The following is a 19,455-nucleotide window of genomic DNA, read 5'->3' on the forward strand; positions in this document are numbered from 1 at the left end:
TTCTAGAACTGTTCAAAAGCAACGGTGTTGACTTTTGAAGATGAGTTTATATTATTTGTTCCAACAACGGATGGGAAAAATTTAATTTATAACAATATGAACGTACTTTTTCAAATTTTGCTTTTTCACCCCAAGCCTTTAATAACCAAAGATACGAAATCCAACAACTTACGTTCTTGGGGTTCTTTTGAAGCAGATCCATAAATAGACGGTCTGAATTTTGACGCATGTCTAATAATCCATAATTCCATGCTAATCCATGATACACTTCAATATCATCAAAACCGAGCGCAAGTAATCGTTTATAACAGTGAATTGCTCCAGCATAATAACCCATCCATTCCATCTCATATGCCAAAGTTTGTAACATTCCTCTGGTTTCAACAAGCTGTAGGCCTGTAATCCATGTTTGACAGGCTTCATCGTACTGATCAAGCTCTAGATAACAACGACCCAAAAAGTAGTATGCTTCTCCATCTTCAGGGAGTAATTCAATAGCCTCCTTAAAATACGGAAGGGCTAGATTTGGTTGATGTTGTAAGAAGTGACACACTCCTAAATTATACACTACATCCGTATTCTTTGTAAGCGATAAAGACTTTTCAAAGTATGGTATCGCTTCATCATACTTTCCTTGTTGAGCCATCGCGCATCCAAGTCCAACATAAGCAAAATGCTGTGTCCATACTGATTCCTTACTATGAATTAAAAATAAAAGCCACTCTTTCGCTTTGTCATAATTCTCAACGTATAAGTATGAATACGCGAGGTATAATTTTGCAATAGGTTGACGGCAGCTATTTATTTCTGTAATAAATTCGTCAATCGCTTTATCATATAAATTTAATTCAAAAAATGAAGTACCCTTAGACCTGTAACGTGTACACTCAAAAGAGAAATTTTGAATTTCATCTTTTAAATCGTGTAACTCTTCATCCATTTCAACCCATTTATCTAAAACCGCTTCATTTAATTTTGCTAATTCATTAATATATTCATTACGTTCATTTTCCCCGATTTTTTGCCAATTATTTTTTAATTGTTTCATCATGGTTTCCCATTGTTTAATTTCTATTTTTTGCATGTAAAAATCCCCCCTCAAAAGATGCTGTTATCAAACAGTTTTCATCTAATGAGAAGGGATTATGTTAGTAATAGTTGCCTTACAATACAGTAGCAGCAGGCTCTGTACCAATCATTTCAACTATTTCATTTTTTTCATTCATGATGGCAACTTTAGGTTCATGTTCAAGTACTTTTTCTTCTGCAACAAGTGCATAAGCAATAACGATAATTACGTCATCTTCTTGTACAAGACGTGCTGCTGCACCATTTACACAAAACACCTTACTTCCCCTTGGGCCCGCAATAACATATGTTTCAAAGCGCTGTCCATTATTGTTATTAACAATTTGGACTTTCTCATTCTCAAGAATATTAACTTGATCCATAATATCTTCATCGATTGTAATACTACCTACATAATTTAAATTAGCCTCGGTTACACGGGCACGGTGAATTTTTGATTTCATCATTGTACGAAACATTATTTGTTCTCCTCCTTGTTCTCCCAATTAAGAAATGCTTGGACCTATTTTATATCTAACACGATATTATCAATTAATCGGGCCTTTGAATATTGTTGAGCAATGGCAACTATCACTTTTCCTTCCAGTTGCTCACGGTGCTTTAGCTCTGGGTACGATAAAATGTCAATATAGTCGATTGTACCCGAGCTATTTTTATCTAATAACGTAGTCATTTCATCTTTGATACTTGCTGCATTACGTTCACCTTCAGTAATCCGTTTCCTTGCTAATTCTAAGCTTTTAAAAATAAATGTAGCTTCTTCACGCTCTTCACCTGTTAAATTAACATTACGTGAACTTTTAGCAAGACCGTCTTCTTCGCGAAGCGTTGGACAGCCGACTAGAGTTACTTGTATATTAAAGTCTCGAATCATTTTCTCAATAACTGCTACTTGCTGAGCATCTTTCATTCCAAAATATGCTCGATCAGGTGTAACAATATTGAATAGTTTTAATACGACGGTTGCGACCCCATCAAAATGACCAGGACGACTTTTGCCACAGAGTACATCTACTCCTTCATGAACAATAACCTTCATCGCAGGCTCTGTCGGATACATTTCTTTTACGTTAGGATAAAATAAAATATCTACTCCAGCATTCTTAGCAAGCCTACTATCTCTCTCAAAATTCCTTGGATACCGGTCAAAATCTTCATTAGGACCAAATTGTAGTGGATTAACAAAAATACTCATGACAACAATGTCGGATTCTTTTTGTGCATGCTCTACAAGACTAATATGACCTTCATGTAAAAATCCCATTGTTGGTACAAATCCGACAACGCTTTCATTTCTCTTTGCCTCTTTTACAATAGTTTGTAACTCTTCCACCGTTTCAACAATTTTCATTATCTATTTCACGCCTCCATATAGATGCGAAAGATGTTCTTCATTCATCGTAAATGTATGTTTTTCTTCTGGAAACTGTTTATTTTTCACTTCTTTTACGTAATCAGATACAGCACGTTCAATCACTGGTGAGAGATTAGCATACTTTTTTACAAACTTTGGAACAAATTCTCCCCCATATCCTATCACATCATGATAAACTAACACTTGCCCATCTGTATTTGCACCCGCACCTATACCAATAACTGGAATTGAAAGTTGTTTGCTAATATATTCACCCAATTGCTTAGGAACACATTCCAGTACAAGTGCGATCGCTCCTGCCTGCTCGACTTTCCTTGCATCTTCAATAAGCTCATTAGCACTTTCTTTATCCTTAGCTTGGACTTTATACCCACCAAGAACACCAACAGACTGTGGAGTTAAACCTAAATGAGCAACAACAGGTACTCCAGCTTTAGTTAAAAGGCCAATTGTATGAATAACATCCCCATTACCTTCAACTTTTACGGCATGAGCACCGCCATCTTGCATGAGCTGTTTTGCATTATTCATCGTCTCACTAATTGAGCTATGGTAAGTTAAAAACGGCATATCAGCAACGATAAATGTTTGCTTTGCTCCTCGTTTTACTGCTCTTGTATGCAAAATCATATCTTCTAACGTAACAGGTACAGTTGAGTCATAACCTAAAACGACCATTCCTAGTGAATCACCGACTAAGATCATGTCAACTCCAGCTTGTTCGACTAATTTTGCTGATGGAGCATCATAAGCGGTAATCATCGCAATCTTCTCGTTTGATTGTTTCATTTTCTTAAAATCTGTAGATGTTTTCATCATTTATCCCCCTTTTTTAATTAGAGGAAACTGAATAAACCGAAAGATTAGAAGTAAAAAATCCTTCTTCCCAAACTAGGCGAAGAAGGATTTATAGGAATTATGAATTCAAACTGTATAAACAGTTGATCGGTTTAATTCATCCCTCTGTCCCAGTCCTTATTGGATCAAGGCAGACTACAGTTTTTTAGTTGAAAAAAAGTAGTTATATCCATAAGGTGCAGTTCAAATGGATACTGCCCATATCAAGAGTATAACAAAATGTAGCAGATTTGTGACAACTTTTCTTTATTTTATTTCAATATCTGCAGAATAAATATGGTGGACCACTTGATCATCATCCTCTAATAGTAGGACACCATCACTTGTTATGCCTTTTGCTACACCTTCAATAGTGCCTTGAATTGTCCTGGCAATTATTCTTTTTCCAAGACTTATTGCATGGCTTTCCCATAGTGGTTTTATCACATCAAAGCCTTCAACAAGATATTGTTTATATAAGGTTTCCAGCTCATAGAAAACATTACTTATTAGTTTAGCCCGACTAACTTCTTCTCCTTTAGCAATTGCTAGTGAGGTCGCGATTTCACGAAGCTCTGACGAAAACTGTTCACGTCTATGGTTAACATTAATACCAATTCCAATGATGACAGAATGTACATAGTCTGGTTCTGATTGCATTTCTGTTAATATTCCAACAATCTTCTTACCATTTAATAAAATATCATTTGGCCACTTAATGTTACATTGCAGTCCAGTTGTTTTTTCAATTCCTCTAACAACAGCCACAGCAGCTAGAAGGGTTAACTGCGGAGCTTTTTGCGGAGAAACTTTGGGACGTAAGATGATGCTCATTGATATACTTGTACCAATGGGAGAATGCCATACTCTTCCTAACCTACCTTTTCCTGATGTTTGTTCATCAGCAAGTACTACATGTCCTTCTACAGCTCCTTCCTGTGCTAGTCGGTGAGCAACTTCTTGGGTAGAAGTTAGCGATTCGTAATATGTAAGCTTTTGTCCAATTTTTTCGGTTTGTAAATATACTTTTATTTCATGTGGTGAAATTGTATTCGGTCTGGTAACAATTCGATAACCTTTTCTTGGAACAGCTTCCACCTCATAACCACTTTTACGTAGCTCCTCTATATGTTTCCAGATTGCAGTCCTTGAGCACCCCAAATGGTTACTAATTTTTTCCCCTGATACGAAGCCAGTTTCATTTTCTGACAGCATCTCCAAAAGCTTCTCCTTCATCATTAAAAATCCCTCTCTTTCATTAGCCAAGCTAGTATTTCATTTTGATCATTCTGAATCTTTTGTTCTAGAACAGCTTCCTCTACTTCTATTAATAATTTTTCAATCCACGGCCCTTGAATTTTTTGAAATAACCTTACGAGTATCTTGCCATTTACATTTAAGTCACGGCGACTTTTGATAGGCAGGTGATTATACATACTATAAATCTTTTGTTCAGTTAGTAAATGAAGGTCTCTAGGATTTAAAACAGAAAGTATTCGTCCCAATTTCAAGCTGCTTTCTAGACCATAACTATATAGTAACAGCTTCGACCAACCATAAATTTCAATCCGTTTTAAAGCTTCTAGTAGCCGAACAACTTGATGAACAAACTGCTTTGATTTTTTTAATTCCTTCAAAAAACTTAAGTAATCTCGTTCTGAATTATCTACATATAAAAATGCTGCCCAAACTTCTTCTAGTGAAATAAGAGCATCAAGATTTAAAGTAGCTAGTGTATTTAGAGCTTCTTCTTTATTTTCTAGAAATGAAATATGTGGTAGTAACCCCGTAGAAAGTAAGTACTCAACACCACGAGAAAACGAACTTGCTCTTATTAGCTTCTCGAATTCTACAACAGTTCTTTCTATCGCGACTCCTTCAATTAAAGATCGACAGCTTTTCATTGCCTCTATCGTCTCAGCTTCGATCATAAAATTTAATTGACTGCTAAAGCGGCATGCACGAAGTATTCGTAAAGGATCTTCTATGAAACGTTCCATTCCATTAGCAACAGCACGAATTCGTTTATTTTCAAGATCCTTACGAAAACTAAACGGATCGATCAACTCCATTTTTCCGTTCATTGCCATAGCATTGATTGTAAAATCACGTTTTAGTAAATCTTCTTCTAATGAAGGATAATTTGAAGAAGATGTGCGAAATGTCGTTACTTCAAAAGAATGATCTTCAAAAAGAACGATGATCGTACCATGTTCTTTACCTACTGGAACCGTAACATCGAAGAATTGCTCAACCAGTTCTACAGGCGCAGATGTCGCAATATCTATGTCATTGATGGTTCGCTGTAAAAGAAAGTCTCTAACAGCTCCTCCGACAAAATAAGCTTCATAGCCTTTCTGCTCGATAGTTTGAATAACCTTTGATCCGACATAAAATAACGGTTCCATAACGTTGCCCCTATTCATCTATTGAGAGTTGAATGATAGATATGTTCATATTGGTCAACAATATCTTTTGAGCTAAAGTTGTTAAGTACTCGTTGGTAAGCATTTTTGCTCATTTTTTCTTGTAGATCTCCATCAGATAATAAAGTTATCGCCTTATCACTAATCATGGCAATATCACCAAGTTCACATATGTACCCTGTTTTACCATCATCAATCACTTCAGGGATTCCTCCAATATTAGTTCCGATTACAGGAACACCACAAGCCATTGCTTCTAATGCTACTAATCCAAAGCTTTCCTTTTCAGAAAGTAATAATAATAAATCCGAAATAGACAGAATTTCAGCCACATCTTTTTGACTGCCTAAAAACAACACTTGTTCTTCAATGCCTAATTCCTTTACGAGTTGACAAGCAACTGTTAACTCTGGACCGTCACCTATTAATAGTAATTTCGAAGGGACATATTCGTTGATTTTTGAAAAACTTAATATAACATCCTTTACACGCTTAACAGGTCGAAAATTTGATATGTGAACGATTACCTTCTCATCTTCATTAATACGATAGCGCCTCTTTAGCTCAGTATTGTTTCGTTTATAATACACACGTTCATCAATAAAATTATAAATCGTTTCAATGTCTTTATTTACGTGTAATAATTCACGGGTTTGTCTAACAAGATCATTTGAAACTGCTGTTACTGTATCTGATTGTTCAATCCCGAATCGGATAATTTCAGTCAAAGATGGATCATATCCTAATACAGTTATGTCAGTGCCATGCAATGTAGTAACAATCTTTAAATGATCACCAACCATTTGTTTTGCTAAATAAGCGCAAATTGCATGTGGAACAGCATAATGGACGTGAAGTAAATCTAATTTTTGTCTTCTTGCAACCTCAGCAATTTTACTAGCTAAAGATAAATCATATGGGGGATGTTTAAATACAGAGTATTGATTTACTTCTACCTCATGAAAATAAATATTTGGATCAAGTTTATCAAGGCGAAACGGTACACTAGAAGTAATAAAATGAACTTCATGCCCACGTTCTGCTAGCAGCTTTCCTAATTCAGTTGCAATAACTCCAGAACCTCCGACCGAAGGATAACAACTAATTCCAATTTTTAGTTTCATATGTCTCCTCACTTCTTTTGGCCTTCGGCGTTAATTTTTCTTTCTCCACTCAAGTTCTCCACGTTCAATCCCTTTAATTAATATTTCTGCAGTAGCCATATTGGTGGCTAACGGTATTGAGTGAACATCACAGAGTCTTAATAGAGCATTTACATCAGGTTCATGCGGTTGTGCCGTTAGTGGGTCTCTAAAGAAAATAACCAAATCCATTCGATTTTCAGCGATCAGTGCTCCTATCTGTTGATCCCCACCATACGGACCTGACAAAAATCGCGTAATTCTTAAAGATGTCGCGTCCATTATACGTTGTCCAGTCGTTCCTGTTGAATATAATTCATACTCTTTGAATATGTGTTCATATGCAGTTACAAAATTGACCATATCTAATTTTTTTTGATCATGTGCGATAAATGCAATTCTCACCTTAACTTCCCCTATTCGATTATATTTTCTAAGCCATAAATCAACGTATCCATTTTCATTACTGTTTCTACAGACAACTGAATTCCAGGCATAAATGATGTACGGTTAATAGAATCATGTCTTAGCGTTAACGTTTGTCCCTGTCCTCCAAAAATAACCTCTTGATGAGCCACTAGCCCAGGTAATCGAACACTATGTATATGCATTCCATCAATATCGGCACCACGTGCACCTGATAATTCTTCTACTTCTTCTGGATGACCTTGAACTTTTGAAGCTCGCACTTCTTGAATGAGCTGAGCAGTCTTAATTGCAGTTCCTGAAGGTGCATCAAGTTTTCGGTCATGGTGCTTTTCAATAATTTCAACGTCTGGCAAATATTTTGCAGCAGCTTGAGCAAATTTCATCATAAGAATTGCTCCAATTGCAAAATTTGGAGCAATAATAGCACCTAACTTCTTATCTTCTGCTATTTTTCTTAAGTCTATAATATCTTGCTCATTGAAGCCAGTTGTTCCTACAACAGGTCTAACACCGTGCTCAAAAGCAATCTCCATATGCTTACGCCCAAACTTTGGTGCAGTTAAGTCGATTAGTACATGTGGTTCATGCTCCGCTAAGCAGACTGATAAATCCTCATAAATAGGAACATTAAGTGCTGGCTGTCCCTCTACATCTTTTAACAATTTTCCATTATTTTTCGAGTCAACAACTGCAGCAAGCTCAAAATGTTCAGCCGCAGTCACCATTTTCACTGCTTCACTGCCCATATTACCTCTAGGTCCTGCAATAACGATTTTAATTAAATCCTCTGCCATTTAAAATTCCTCCTCTATTTTTGTCCAGCGATCGGCATCTCTTGTTTTAAATTTTTCCATGACCAATTCTAATGCTTCATCTAAATTAATATTTAAAGAATTAGCAAAACAAATAAGCACGAAAAAAAGGTCGCCCATTTCTTGTTCCATAGAGCGCTCATCTTCTGATTCTTTTTTCGGCTTTTCTCCGTAGTAATGATTTACTTCACGTGCTAATTCACCTAATTCTTCAGTCATCCTTGCTAGCATTGCTAACGGACTAAAATAACCTTCTTTAAATTGACTTATGTATGCATCAACTTCCCGTTGCATATCTCTTAAGCTGCGTTCTTCCATACTCAACACCCCTTATGTTCATGTTAGCTAATTCAAGAGCATTTGACAAATATTTATCTAATAAATCATTTTTTTTGTTTTGCTTTTTACACCAAACTTGGAACTCTTTAAGAATACCATATAGACAAAACCAATTTGCCCAATTTTTGCATATCCATTATAATATTCGTGCGACAACAATTGATACTACAATAACCAAAAAAGGACGTAAACGCATGACATATCGTATTAAATTTAAAAACGTATTTTTTATTCTACTTGGGTCTGCCATTCTTTCCTTTGGTCTCGTTTATTTTAATATGGAGAACAACTTAGCAGACGGTGGATTTACAGGAATAACACTCATCTTATTCTTTATTTTCAATTTTGATCCTGCCATTACAAACCTGTTATTAAATATACCTCTGTTTTTTGTCGGCTGGTATATATTAGGAAGACATACTTTTATCTATACAATTATCGGAACTTTAGGTGTCTCACTATTCTTATATATCTTTCAACGATATCCTGTTATCTCATTACCGCTCCACGATGACATGACACTAGCTGCACTTTTTGCTGGAGTATTTATCGGAGTGGGGCTAGGAATTGTTTTCCGCTATGGGGGTACGACTGGTGGAGTAGATATCATAGCAAAGTTAGGGTATAAGTACATTGGCTGGAGTATGGGGAAAACGATGTTTATCTTTGATGCAATGGTTATAGGTTCATCGTTACTTTATTTAAACTATCGGGAAGCCATGTATACATTGTTAGCTGTTTTTATCGCAGCAAAAGTCATTGATTTTATTCAACAAGGCGCTTATTCCGCAAAAGCTTCGTTTATTATTTCAGATCGCGTGTCAGAGATTGCAAGTGCTATCTTAAAAGAAATGGATCGTGGCGCCACTGTACTTAAAGGAAAAGGAAGCTTTACTGGATCCGATAAAGAAGTGCTATACTGTGTTGTTGGCCGTAATGAACTTATTCGCCTTAAAGGATTAGTAGAAAGAATAGATCCACATGCTTTTGTTACCGTCAATGACGTTCAAGACGTAATCGGTGAGGGCTTTACATTAGATGAAAATAAAAAACCAATAGAGACATAATTATTTGTAGCTCCTCCTCTATAAATATTACTAGGGAAACTAAATAAAAAAAACGACTGAAGGAAAATCCTTCAGTCGTTTTCAGTCTTTCTTAATCGTCACTGTTCATTCCGATATACATTAATACGAAACGCACAAGCTCCATTACAGCAACTAGTGCAGCCGCTACATATGTTAATGCTGCAGCATCTAATACTTTTCTTGTTTCACGTTCTTCATCATTACGAATAACTCCAGAAGACACCATTTGTCCCATTGCTCGACTACTTGCATTGAACTCAACTGGTAAAGTAACTACTTGGAAAAGAACCGCAGCTGCCATGAAAATAATCCCTAAAAGGACTAACCCCGACATTCCCATAAGAAACCCTGCAATTAGAATAATAAATGACGTGTTTGAACCGAAGTTCGCTACTGGAACTAACGCATGACGGAAACGTAGAAACGCATACTCTTCAGCATCTTGCATTGCATGCCCGACTTCGTGCGCCGCAACAGCTGCACCTGCTACAGAATTTCCGTAGTAGTTCTTTTCTGAAAGACGGACTGCCTTTGCACGTGGGTCATAATGGTCCGTTAATTCCCCGCGAATCGGTTCAACTGTTACATCATATAATCCGTTATCGTCTAGTATCTTACGAGCAACTTGTGCACCAGTCATTCCTGAAGTAGCCGCTACTTGTGAATACTTCTTATAGGCTGACTTTACTTTTCTTTGCGCCCAAATTGGAATGATCAAAATAATCGCAAAGTAAATTAGAAATGCTCCTAAACCCATTTGTTAACTCACCTCTCGTTGTACATTACATTTAATAATAATTCTATTTTAAACATCAAAAAAAGTCAATTTATAAGTAAGCTTTTTTGTGGCGAGTTATTGACATTTACACGCTGTAAATGAAGTAAAATTAATCTCTTACTTTTACTCTTCGTTTTTCGGCCCGATACTTTTTCCATCCTACATACGATAAAGAAATGATAATCATCCCACCAATTGTTAGCATAACCCAAACAAGCGATGGATCTGCACTATCTTCTTTAACTTGTTGATACAAATCTTGGAATTCCTTTTCCATTACATATAATTGCTTCTGCATATCTGGATCATGAATCATATCGTTTCCATAACGATCGATAAATTGTACGAGTGACTCTATTTTTTGAACCTCTACACCATCCACACTAACTAATAAAGCTGGTCGTATCATTTGGTATAAACGTAAAAATTCATTGATTTTATGACGGAATGCTTGGACATCTTTTTGCTGCATAGTTTCTTTTAATTCATTAATTGATTTCATAACCGATTGCTCAGAGCTTAACCACAATGGATGATGCGGACTTGTTAAGGCATCTACAACTAACCTAAATTCTGTCGCTAATCTAACTCGTTCTACACGGTCCATGGAAACTGCAGTAACTGATTCCATCGCTCGTTCATACGATTTTGTCACGATTTGAAGATCACTCATAGAAAGAGAAGATTGTTTATGATCTAAGGATAAAAATTGCTTTGAGAAGTAATCTAACAATTGTTTCGCTTCTTCAAGCTTTTCTTGTTTTACTAGTTGTAACACCTTATCAGACGTATCATTTAATTTACCCCAATACTCCTTATTATCATCAGCGGCTAAACTATATGATGGCATGCTCAAGACGAATATAGAAATTAATATAATAAAAAACGAGCGCATTTCGGTCCCTCCTTCATCTACTCTAATCTATGAATAAGTGGACAAGAGTAGACCAATTTCAGGACAAGTTTTTCAGGAATTCTATGTTTACGCTCTAGACCGAATCGAAAGCTTCAAACGATCTTCTTTTACACCATATAAATAAACGACGAGTATAGAAAAGATACTTAGCCAAAATGTGAAGTAGCCAATATGGTGGATGTAAGGCTGAAGACTCCAAGAAACGTATGGATGCATTAAATATACGTAGTCAATGATGTCATTATGTAAAGTCCAAAGAGCAACAACTAATAAATGCCACACTTTTATTCGGTAATACGGCAAATAAAGTACAGCTTGTAACGCCATTCCAAAATGAGAGGCAATTAGCATATAATTTTGCCAACCTAATTGAGAGCCTGTTACACCAGCTCCTATATTCATAGCTACAGCCCACAGGCCATACTTAATTAAAGTTACAGCGGCTAATGCTTCGAAGAGTGGGACATTCCTACCTACAATAAAAGCAACTAAAACGAATAGAAAAAATAGGCTAGCAGTAGGGCTATCTGGGACGAAAATTAAAAACTGTGTTGGGGTAGCAGCAAGCTGATCTTTATACCAGTAGTAACCATAAATCGTCCCAAAAAAATTAATTATCAATAGCATATACAGCATTAGAGGATGCCGAAACATCTTTAAAAATGATATCACATGAAACACCCCTTAGAGTTATCAAAGCAAAACATAACAATCATTCATTAAATTCTTCAATGTGTAAAAAAAGCTGACTAAATAGTCAGCTTTTCAATAAATATTATTCGTCACCTTGACCGTCATTAGCGATAAACTGTGCAAGAACTTCAAGCTCTTCATCAGTACCATCGAATAGGCCTGGAGGCATTGTACCACGTCCGTTAATTACGATCTCTTTAATTTCTTCAACAGTTAAGCCTGTTTCAACTAAAGCGTAACCAGCAGATCCACCTTCCATTTGGTTTCCGTGACATCCAATACAAGATTGTGATGCATAAATTTCGTACCCTTGAGCTGTATCATCGATTTCATGCTCAATGATTGCACCTTGTTGAGCAGCTGCTTCCCAGTCATGTTGGTCAACAGACTCCCAAGTTAAGTAGATAGTAGCGATTACTGCTAAAAGCATTAAACCTGTAGCTACAGGACGCTTTGATGGTCTTCTTTCTTTTCCAGTATCTAACCATGGAGCTAAAAGTAATGCACCAAATGCTAGACCAGGAATAACGATCGCACCGATAACTGTGTAGTCACCAGCAGCATATTCATACTTTAATAATTGATATAAGAATAAGAAATACCAGTCAGGAAGCGGAATATAACCTGCGTCAGTCGGGTCAGCCATACGCTCTAATGGCGATGGATGGGCAACAGTTAAACATAAGTAACCAATTAGAAATACCGCACCAACCATCCATTCCTTTAAAAGGAAGTTTGGCCAAAACGCTTCCGTTTTACCTGGATATTCAGAATAGTCTTTTGGAATGTTAGGTTTTCTGTGTTCTAAGTCTTTAACACGAGAGTCACCAACAAACTTCATCCCTTTACCACGATGCATCGATTTCCCTCCTTTATAAATTGTTTTTTAATTTTACAACGGTCCAGAAATACCTTGCTTACGAATCATGAAGAAGTGAGCTCCTAATAAACCTAAAAGAGCACCTGGTAGGAAGAATACATGGATTGCAAAGAAACGCGTTAACGTAGCTGCCCCAATAATTTCTCCACCAGCAAGTAATGTTTTAGCAAATCCACCGATAATTGGCGTTGCTTCAGCGATTTGCAAACCTACTACAGTCGCAAAATACGCTTTCATATCCCAAGGTAAAAGGTAACCTGTGAAACCAAGGCCTAACATTACGAAGAAAATAAGTACTCCGACTACCCAGTTTAACTCACGAGGTTTCTTATATGATCCTGTAAAAAATACACGTAACGTATGTAGAAACATCATTACGATTACTAAACTAGCTCCCCAGTGGTGCATACCGCGAACGATAACACCAAAAGCTACTTCATTTTGTAAATATGCAACGGAATGATAAGCATTAATAATATCTGGTACATAGTACATCGTTAAGAACATACCAGATAGGATCTGGATGACTGTGACGAAGAATGTTAACCCACCAAAGCAATAAACAAATGCTGAAAAGTGATGGGCAGGGTTAACATGCTCAGGCACTTCATGATCCGCGATATCACGCCACATAGGAGTAATATCGAGACGTTCATCAACCCAGTCGTAAATTTTCTGTAACATGAGCTACGCCCCTCCTATCCTCTTCGAATTGGTCTACCTAAGTAAATATATCCGTCTCTTACTTCTAATTCATACACATCAAGTGGTCGTGTTGGTGGTGTACCAGCAACGTTTGTACCGTCAAGCTCAAAACGACCGAAGTGACATGGGCAGAAGAATTGGTTTTCGTAGTCTGGATTCGTGTTCCAGTCTACTGTACAGCCTAAATGAGTACATACTGGAGATAATGCAATAATCTCATTGCCTTGTCTAAATACCCAAGCTGACCCAGTTACTTCTGAAGTATACCATGCATCTACCTGCTCAAATTGAAAGGTTTTGCGAACTGGTTCTTCAGTAACATCATCAACATGTAGATCAATCGCAACCATATCGCTTTCCGCACCAACTTTTAAAGCAGGGTCTAACGCAAAACGAGCCATAGGCATAATCATACCTGCAGCCATGAAACCGCCAACCCCTGTTAGCGTATACGTTAAAAATTGACGTCTTGATACTTTATGATCTTTCTCACTCACTCTATTTCCCCCCCTACGTTGTAAGTTAAGTCCAAACCGGACATAAATTTAACACATATAATACTAGGACATACTCATGATAGCTAACTACTCTTTCAATGTCAATCTTTTCAGAAGTCAAAATGCCACGGAATTTTCATAATCAGCGATTTTGCCACTTGTTTGTCAAAAAGGGAATAAGCTGTTTGATTTGACCTTCTATCACCTCTACCTTATGCTTCTGGTCCATATGTTCTAGAGGAATCGAAGGAAGCCAAATAAGCGTTTCTGTCAACTCTTGTTTTGCTTGCTCCCACTCAAAATCTGAAGTGATATAAATAATGTGTTTAATTTCATTTTCTTTAAGTTCTTTTTCCCAACTTTTTAGGCGATCTAGCTTTTCAACATCGTTCTTTAAATATGTAAATGCTGGAAACTCAATAACTCTCCCTTGGAATTGTCGTTCTAACTCTCCAGAGATGATTGATATAAATTCCCCCATAGCTACGTTGGCTTTTATTTCTTTTCCCCAGCTTATAGGAATTAACGGAATAATTGCAGTATCAACATACTCTTTCGCTTGTAAATATGTATCCATCTCTTTGGCTACCCATTTCATTTCTACTCTCTCCTTTTATTTAAATTATAAAAGTCTATCCTTCTTATCTTAACGAAAAAAGGCTAAAAATAAAACAAGCTGATTTAAAAGATTGACCACTTGTAGCGCCAAGCTTAAAAATCAGCTTCATACTTTCACTTTTCCTTTTTTGTTAGTTGATTAAATGCCTCTTCATCTCTTTTATCTAAAGCTTCATTTACCTTTTCATACCAATGTTTTTTGCTAAACGAAGCTAAAACTTTATCAAGGAAGATTTCGGCAATAATTGCATCAGCTGTTGCCATCTCGTTGTCTGGCAAATAAGGATTTTCTTCAAGGACAGCAACATAATGAGGATTCGTTTTAGCATTCGAAAAGTTTAACTGAATATAGACGTCCTCGTCATTATTTAATCGAATATCATGAAATGCCTTTTCTGCATCCATCGTAACATGCTTTTGCTTATGGAAACAAAACGGTACATGGTCGACGTCAGTTGTAGAAATAATTAATGCCTTCGGACAATATTCAGCTCTTTCAACAAAATGAACTTTTTCCATTAAGTTCTCATCGCTAATTAAGTAATTTAAGAGCCAAGCACACTCTCTTCGCTTCAATTGATACTCATTTAGAAACCAACGTAAAAACTCTTTTTTCTCATATACTGAAATAGTGCTGCTCATCCTGATTCCCTCCTCGAAAGGCTAATACCTAATCTACATTTACACGACAATAGAAAGAATCTTATGTATATAATTATTCTCCAACTTCTAATTCAAATCCTCTAATCAAAACAAATTATTGTTACATGATTATGAACATAATTAGTCCCTATCTTCTTCTAAATAAATAATTAATTCTTTAATATTTAATCGAGTTTCATCTAATGCAATGGCTTGCTTAAATAACTGGAGGCTTTCATACCGTTCTCCAGTTTCCATAAGAAACTTTCCGTATTCTTCAAGAAAGTCTACATCCTCTTGAAAATCTGTTTTCACTGCCTCAAAACATTCTTTCGCTTTATTAATGTCATCATTTTCATACCTTGCTACCGCTTCATACCACGTTAAGACTGGATCTCCTTCACCTATATCTTTTAGGTACTCAACCAAATCAATTAGATCATCAAAACGGTCTTCATGTTTTAAAAAGGCTGCCAGCGTACGAACCGCTTCAAAGTGACTTGGATTAATTGCGATAACTTCTCGTAAATATTCTTCCCCTTTTTCGCTGTTTTTCATCTTAAAGCTTAACTTTCCGCCGTGAACGTATAGTTCCTCATTATATTGATCAACTGATAGTCCTTCATTTATGATTTTTATAGCATCATCATATCGGTGTAGGGCCTCATAACACTTCGCTAAATAAGGATAAACACTACTAAATTCTGGATCAAGTTCTTTAAGTGTACTAAATTGTTCTATCGCAAGCTCATATTGTTCAATTTGATATGCAGTATATCCGTAGTTAAATAAGGCATGAATATCAAGCTGTTGGTCCAGACCTTCTTTATAAAATTTTAGAGCCTCTTCATACTCCCCTGTACCACTATAAGCTTCTGCTAAACGTAAAGCGATATTTATTCCTTCCACTTCTATATTCGCATAATAAGCCTTCTTTATATGCGGGAGACTTTTTTGGAAGTCACCTCTTGCTAAATAAAAATCACCAAGTCCAAAAGAGACAATCGGTTCATCAGGAGCTTTCTCAATGGCTCTTAACAATTTCTGTTCAGCAACTTCGTCTAACCCTTGCATTTGATATAAATCCGCTAATAACAAGAGCGACCTTAAATAGGCAGGGTCTCCTTCCTTTATTTCCAACAGCATTTCTATTGCCTCATCCTCTTGATCTAGGTCAATTAACAACTCTGCAGAAAACGTGTATAATTCACCTTCATCTGGATATAGCATTAATAAGTCGTCTACTAGTTTTTTTGCTTTATCAATATGCCCTAACGAATAATATGTTTCCGCCAACTCAAACTTTTCTTCATGGTTAGTAGTATTCTCAAGCTCTACTAGTTGTGATAACCCTTCATCAACTTTTCCATTTTCGATTTTATTAACTGCATCTTGGATTTTTTGCATATTGTCCTCCCGCTTGTAAAATAATCCTAAGAACTGTATTGTGTAAAAGAGAAATTTAACTATGTAATTCCAATGATTAGATTAGGAATAAAAAAACACCATCATAATCCTATTATGATGGTAGCATGAATATGACGTTTACACTATCTTTTCGCATTATTGACAAGACCTTATAGATCTATAACATTCTTAAATGCTTCTGTAATTGGAAGAAAGAGCCTTGGTAATATTATTTTAACTTCCCTTCCATAGCCTGGTTTATAATAAATCAGATCCCCAGCTTTAAGGATTCTTCCCCGTAAAGCCACTACAGCTGGTTCTTTAGGTACTAAAGTGTCCTCATCAGTTACCTTGTCCGCTTCTTTTTGGAACATGATGTAATCAACATCACTCCCTACAATTAGTTCGCTTTTTCTTGGGTAAAGACCAATCTTTTTTGAAAGAACTTTAGGAAATGGCTCGTGTTCAACTGGAAAAGGAAGATGGGTTGGGATCCGATGTTGATTTGAGATAAGTTCCCAAGCACTGGCTAACTTTTCCTCTTCTTTTCTTGGAAGTGGTGTTTCGATCCAATTCGGAACAATTAACAGTTGATACGAAAGCATCGCTTCTTTAATGCGTTCCCAAGCAATTTCATAAAATTCATCTAAAGATTTAATATTAACGACAATAATTGGAACCTTTTCATTTCTACACTTCCGTATTAATGTGGGAGTTAATCCTTTGCTATTGGTTTGTATTCCTATTACATAATCGATGGGACTATTAATCATTTGGTGACGTGCATATCTTAACTTCTTTTTAAGTTCATCTACATCTTCGACAAAAGGGTACGTAACAATTGTTGTGCAACCTTTCTCGATCAGCCGCTTAAATCTCATTTTATAAGCTTCTTTGTGCTTAAAATTTATTAAATTGAAATCATTCATGATGTTTCCAGCCGCCAAGGTAAATCCGCTCATATTTACTCTTGTAAATTTAAGTTTATCCATCTTTTCATTTACATAGGATACAGAATTGTTCTCAATGTAATAAGATTTCTGTTTAAATTCACATCCCTCTTCTCTTTTAGCGTCTGCAAGAATGTATTTCATGACTATCCCCACCTTCCTTCTATAGACAAGCTATGAAGAAGGAAGCAAAAACATTCCCTAATTGTTCACTTTAAAAAATTTAAAATCATTAACCTTCAACGGTGTTTATGAACCTTTTTGTTACTATACATTTCTAATTCCTTCCTCTAGCGGTAACGAAGCACCTTCATCGTTAATCTTCGGAATTATATCTTCCAGTCGTTGTTTTTACAAAAAAAAGACCTGTTCAAAAACGTAAACGCTTTCAAACAGGTTTAGCAAGATGCTAAAAAGTCTATTAGTATGGATAGGAGTGGAGAGAAACCATACGCTAATTTTTATTATATAGAAAATACTGACAAAGTCAATATTAGTTTCAGAAAAATTAAAAAAATTTTTTAGCAGGAGAAAAATCCCCTGCTATTTTTCACTTAACGTATGAATGTGATCAAAGAAATTAGGGTATGAAACAGCAATAGCCTCACTGTTCTCAACTGTGACGCTTCCTTTAGCGATACAGCCTGCGATCGCCATTGCCATACCGATTCGATGGTCTCCATGGCTGTTTACTGTATTTCCTTTAAGCTGGACTGGCCCCTCGATTATCATCCCGTCACCTGTCGCTTCAATATTAGCTCCTAATTTTTTCAATTCACTTACAACGGTGTCTATTCGGTTAGTTTCTTTAACCTTGAGCTCTTCGGCATCACGGATTACGGTTTTCCCTTGCGCTTGTGTAGCTAAAACTGCAATGACTGGAATCTCATCGATCAACCGTGGAATAATATCTCCAGCGATTTCAGTCCCTCTAAGATCGGAAGTGGAAATAACTAAATCCGCTACTGGTTCACCATTTGATACTCTCTCATTAAATAATTCTAACTTGGCTCCCATTTGTTGGAGTACGTCAATAATTCCTGTACGTGTTGGATTAACCCCAACATTTTCAAGAACAATACGACTATTTGGAACGATAGCACCTGCCACTAAGAAAAAGGCAGCAGAAGATATATCACCAGGAACGATAACATGCTGTGATGTTAAGTCTTGTCCACCCTTAACAGACACCTTTAACCCGTTTACGTCAACATCTACACCAAAAGCTCGTAGCATTCGTTCTGTATGATCACGTGACAAATGTGGCTCGGTAACAGTTGTTACCCCTTCACTTTGTAAACCAGCAAGTAAGATCGACGATTTAACTTGTGCACTGGCGACTTTCGAAGTATAGTCTATACCCTTTGTTTGACCACCACGAACTGATAATGGTGTTAAGTTTCCATTATCACGTCCATCGATTTCCGCTCCCATTTGGCGTAACGGGTCAGTCACCCTAGACATCGGACGTTTGGCAATAGAAGCATCACCGATAACTACAGAATGGAACGGACGAGTAGCTAGTATTCCTAACATTAAACGCGTCGTAGTTCCAGAATTTCCTACATCTAAAATATCGATAGGCTCAGTTAAACCTTGCCACCCTTTACCTTCAACTTTTACTTTATCACCTTGAGCGTCAATCTGAATTCCTAATTTTCGAAAGCAATCAATCGTACTTAAGCAATCCTCTCCTGGCAGAAAGCCTTCAATCGTAGTTGTCCCCTCTGCAATCGCACCAAACATAACGGCACGATGAGAGATTGATTTGTCACCTGGTACTTTAATCGTCCCATTTAATCCACCAGTTACTTGTTCAACTTTGTTCATTT

General features: G+C 36.6%; 21 protein-coding genes and 1 pseudogene. 1 reads left to right on the top strand and 21 read right to left on the bottom strand.

Annotated features, from left to right (window positions below; all coding sequences use genetic code 11):
- Positions 1 to 46: 46 nt before the first annotated feature.
- The 10 genes and pseudogenes from GKP30_RS09615 to GKP30_RS09660 all read right to left on the bottom strand — a co-directional run bounded on the left by GKP30_RS09615 (position 47) and on the right by GKP30_RS09660 (position 8,477).
- A complete protein-coding gene (locus GKP30_RS09615; protein ID WP_216829218.1) occupies positions 47 to 1,084 on the bottom strand; it encodes a tetratricopeptide repeat protein in 1,038 nt (345 codons plus the stop codon).
- A gap of 79 nt (positions 1,085 to 1,163) precedes the next feature.
- Positions 1,164 to 1,547, bottom strand: a complete 384-nt coding sequence (gene panD / locus GKP30_RS09620) for an aspartate 1-decarboxylase (protein WP_216829219.1) — start codon at positions 1,545 to 1,547, stop codon at positions 1,164 to 1,166.
- Between the two features lie 44 nt (positions 1,548 to 1,591).
- Complete coding sequence (gene panC / locus GKP30_RS09625) at positions 1,592 to 2,440, bottom strand: pantoate--beta-alanine ligase (RefSeq protein ID WP_216829220.1); 849 nt, start codon at positions 2,438 to 2,440, stop codon at positions 1,592 to 1,594.
- A 3-nt stretch (positions 2,441 to 2,443) separates the two neighbouring features.
- Positions 2,444 to 3,280 carry a 3-methyl-2-oxobutanoate hydroxymethyltransferase gene (gene panB, locus GKP30_RS09630; protein ID WP_216829221.1) on the bottom strand — a complete coding sequence of 279 codons (837 nt, stop codon included), beginning with the start codon at positions 3,278 to 3,280 and terminating at the stop codon, positions 2,444 to 2,446.
- A 288-nt stretch (positions 3,281 to 3,568) separates the two neighbouring features.
- Positions 3,569 to 4,537, bottom strand: a complete 969-nt coding sequence (locus tag GKP30_RS09635; RefSeq protein WP_407928604.1) for a biotin--[acetyl-CoA-carboxylase] ligase — start codon at positions 4,535 to 4,537, stop codon at positions 3,569 to 3,571.
- A 2-nt stretch (positions 4,538 to 4,539) separates the two neighbouring features.
- Positions 4,540 to 5,709 carry a CCA tRNA nucleotidyltransferase gene (locus GKP30_RS09640; protein ID WP_216829223.1) on the bottom strand — a complete coding sequence of 390 codons (1,170 nt, stop codon included), beginning with the start codon at positions 5,707 to 5,709 and terminating at the stop codon, positions 4,540 to 4,542.
- A gap of 14 nt (positions 5,710 to 5,723) precedes the next feature.
- Positions 5,724 to 6,851 carry an N-acetyl-alpha-D-glucosaminyl L-malate synthase BshA gene (bshA, locus tag GKP30_RS09645; RefSeq protein ID WP_216829224.1) on the bottom strand — a complete coding sequence of 376 codons (1,128 nt, stop codon included), beginning with the start codon at positions 6,849 to 6,851 and terminating at the stop codon, positions 5,724 to 5,726.
- A gap of 30 nt (positions 6,852 to 6,881) precedes the next feature.
- Positions 6,882 to 7,274, bottom strand: a complete 393-nt coding sequence (gene mgsA / locus GKP30_RS09650; protein ID WP_216829225.1) for a methylglyoxal synthase — start codon at positions 7,272 to 7,274, stop codon at positions 6,882 to 6,884.
- Positions 7,275 to 7,285: 11 nt separating this feature from the next.
- Positions 7,286 to 8,092 (bottom strand): 4-hydroxy-tetrahydrodipicolinate reductase, encoded by an 807-nt coding sequence (gene dapB / locus GKP30_RS09655; protein WP_216829226.1) that lies wholly within the window; start codon positions 8,090 to 8,092, stop codon positions 7,286 to 7,288.
- Positions 8,093 to 8,477: pseudogene (locus tag GKP30_RS09660) on the bottom strand (nucleotide pyrophosphohydrolase).
- A gap of 166 nt (positions 8,478 to 8,643) precedes the next feature.
- Here GKP30_RS09660 and GKP30_RS09665 point away from each other — a divergent pair.
- The gene (locus GKP30_RS09665; RefSeq protein WP_216829228.1) at positions 8,644 to 9,516 is read left to right on the top strand and encodes a YitT family protein; all 873 of its coding nucleotides are present in this window, start codon (positions 8,644 to 8,646) and stop codon (positions 9,514 to 9,516) included.
- A 91-nt stretch (positions 9,517 to 9,607) separates the two neighbouring features.
- Here GKP30_RS09665 and GKP30_RS09670 read toward each other — a convergent pair whose 3' ends face one another.
- The 11 genes from GKP30_RS09670 to aroA form a co-directional block, all read right to left on the bottom strand.
- Positions 9,608 to 10,294 carry a zinc metallopeptidase gene (locus GKP30_RS09670; protein WP_216829229.1) on the bottom strand — a complete coding sequence of 229 codons (687 nt, stop codon included), beginning with the start codon at positions 10,292 to 10,294 and terminating at the stop codon, positions 9,608 to 9,610.
- 130 nt (positions 10,295 to 10,424) lie between these two features.
- The gene (gene ypjB / locus GKP30_RS09675) at positions 10,425 to 11,210 is read right to left on the bottom strand and encodes a sporulation protein YpjB (protein WP_216829230.1); all 786 of its coding nucleotides are present in this window, start codon (positions 11,208 to 11,210) and stop codon (positions 10,425 to 10,427) included.
- Between the two features lie 87 nt (positions 11,211 to 11,297).
- The gene (lhaT, locus tag GKP30_RS09680) at positions 11,298 to 11,885 is read right to left on the bottom strand and encodes a lipoprotein heptaprenylglyceryl N-acetyltransferase LhaT (protein ID WP_456237151.1); all 588 of its coding nucleotides are present in this window, start codon (positions 11,883 to 11,885) and stop codon (positions 11,298 to 11,300) included.
- Positions 11,886 to 12,006: 121 nt separating this feature from the next.
- Entirely contained in the window at positions 12,007 to 12,783 is a 777-nt protein-coding gene (locus GKP30_RS09685; RefSeq protein ID WP_216829231.1) for a menaquinol-cytochrome c reductase cytochrome b/c subunit, read from the bottom strand.
- A 33-nt stretch (positions 12,784 to 12,816) separates the two neighbouring features.
- Positions 12,817 to 13,488 carry a menaquinol-cytochrome c reductase cytochrome b subunit gene (qcrB, locus tag GKP30_RS09690; RefSeq protein WP_075384751.1) on the bottom strand — a complete coding sequence of 224 codons (672 nt, stop codon included), beginning with the start codon at positions 13,486 to 13,488 and terminating at the stop codon, positions 12,817 to 12,819.
- Between the two features lie 14 nt (positions 13,489 to 13,502).
- Positions 13,503 to 14,006 (bottom strand): QcrA and Rieske domain-containing protein, encoded by a 504-nt coding sequence (locus GKP30_RS09695; RefSeq protein WP_216829232.1) that lies wholly within the window; start codon positions 14,004 to 14,006, stop codon positions 13,503 to 13,505.
- 142 nt (positions 14,007 to 14,148) lie between these two features.
- On the bottom strand, positions 14,149 to 14,604 hold the full coding sequence (locus GKP30_RS09700; protein ID WP_216829233.1) for a YpiF family protein: 456 nt from the start codon (positions 14,602 to 14,604) through the stop codon (positions 14,149 to 14,151).
- 134 nt (positions 14,605 to 14,738) lie between these two features.
- Positions 14,739 to 15,266, bottom strand: a complete 528-nt coding sequence (locus tag GKP30_RS09705) for a ReoY family proteolytic degradation factor (RefSeq protein ID WP_216829234.1) — start codon at positions 15,264 to 15,266, stop codon at positions 14,739 to 14,741.
- Positions 15,267 to 15,407: 141 nt separating this feature from the next.
- Positions 15,408 to 16,673 (bottom strand): tetratricopeptide repeat protein, encoded by a 1,266-nt coding sequence (locus GKP30_RS09710; RefSeq protein WP_216829235.1) that lies wholly within the window; start codon positions 16,671 to 16,673, stop codon positions 15,408 to 15,410.
- A 170-nt stretch (positions 16,674 to 16,843) separates the two neighbouring features.
- Complete coding sequence (locus GKP30_RS09715; RefSeq protein ID WP_216829236.1) at positions 16,844 to 17,767, bottom strand: amidohydrolase family protein; 924 nt, start codon at positions 17,765 to 17,767, stop codon at positions 16,844 to 16,846.
- Between the two features lie 399 nt (positions 17,768 to 18,166).
- Positions 18,167 to 19,453: a 3-phosphoshikimate 1-carboxyvinyltransferase gene (aroA, locus tag GKP30_RS09720; RefSeq protein WP_216829237.1), complete on the bottom strand. Its 1,287-nt coding sequence runs from the start codon at positions 19,451 to 19,453 to the stop codon at positions 18,167 to 18,169.
- Positions 19,454 to 19,455 lie beyond the last annotated feature (2 nt).

Origin of the sequence: Alkalihalobacterium elongatum, from assembly GCF_019024285.1 — a bacterium.
GTDB lineage: Bacteria > Bacillota > Bacilli > Bacillales > Bacillaceae_F > Alkalihalobacterium > Alkalihalobacterium elongatum.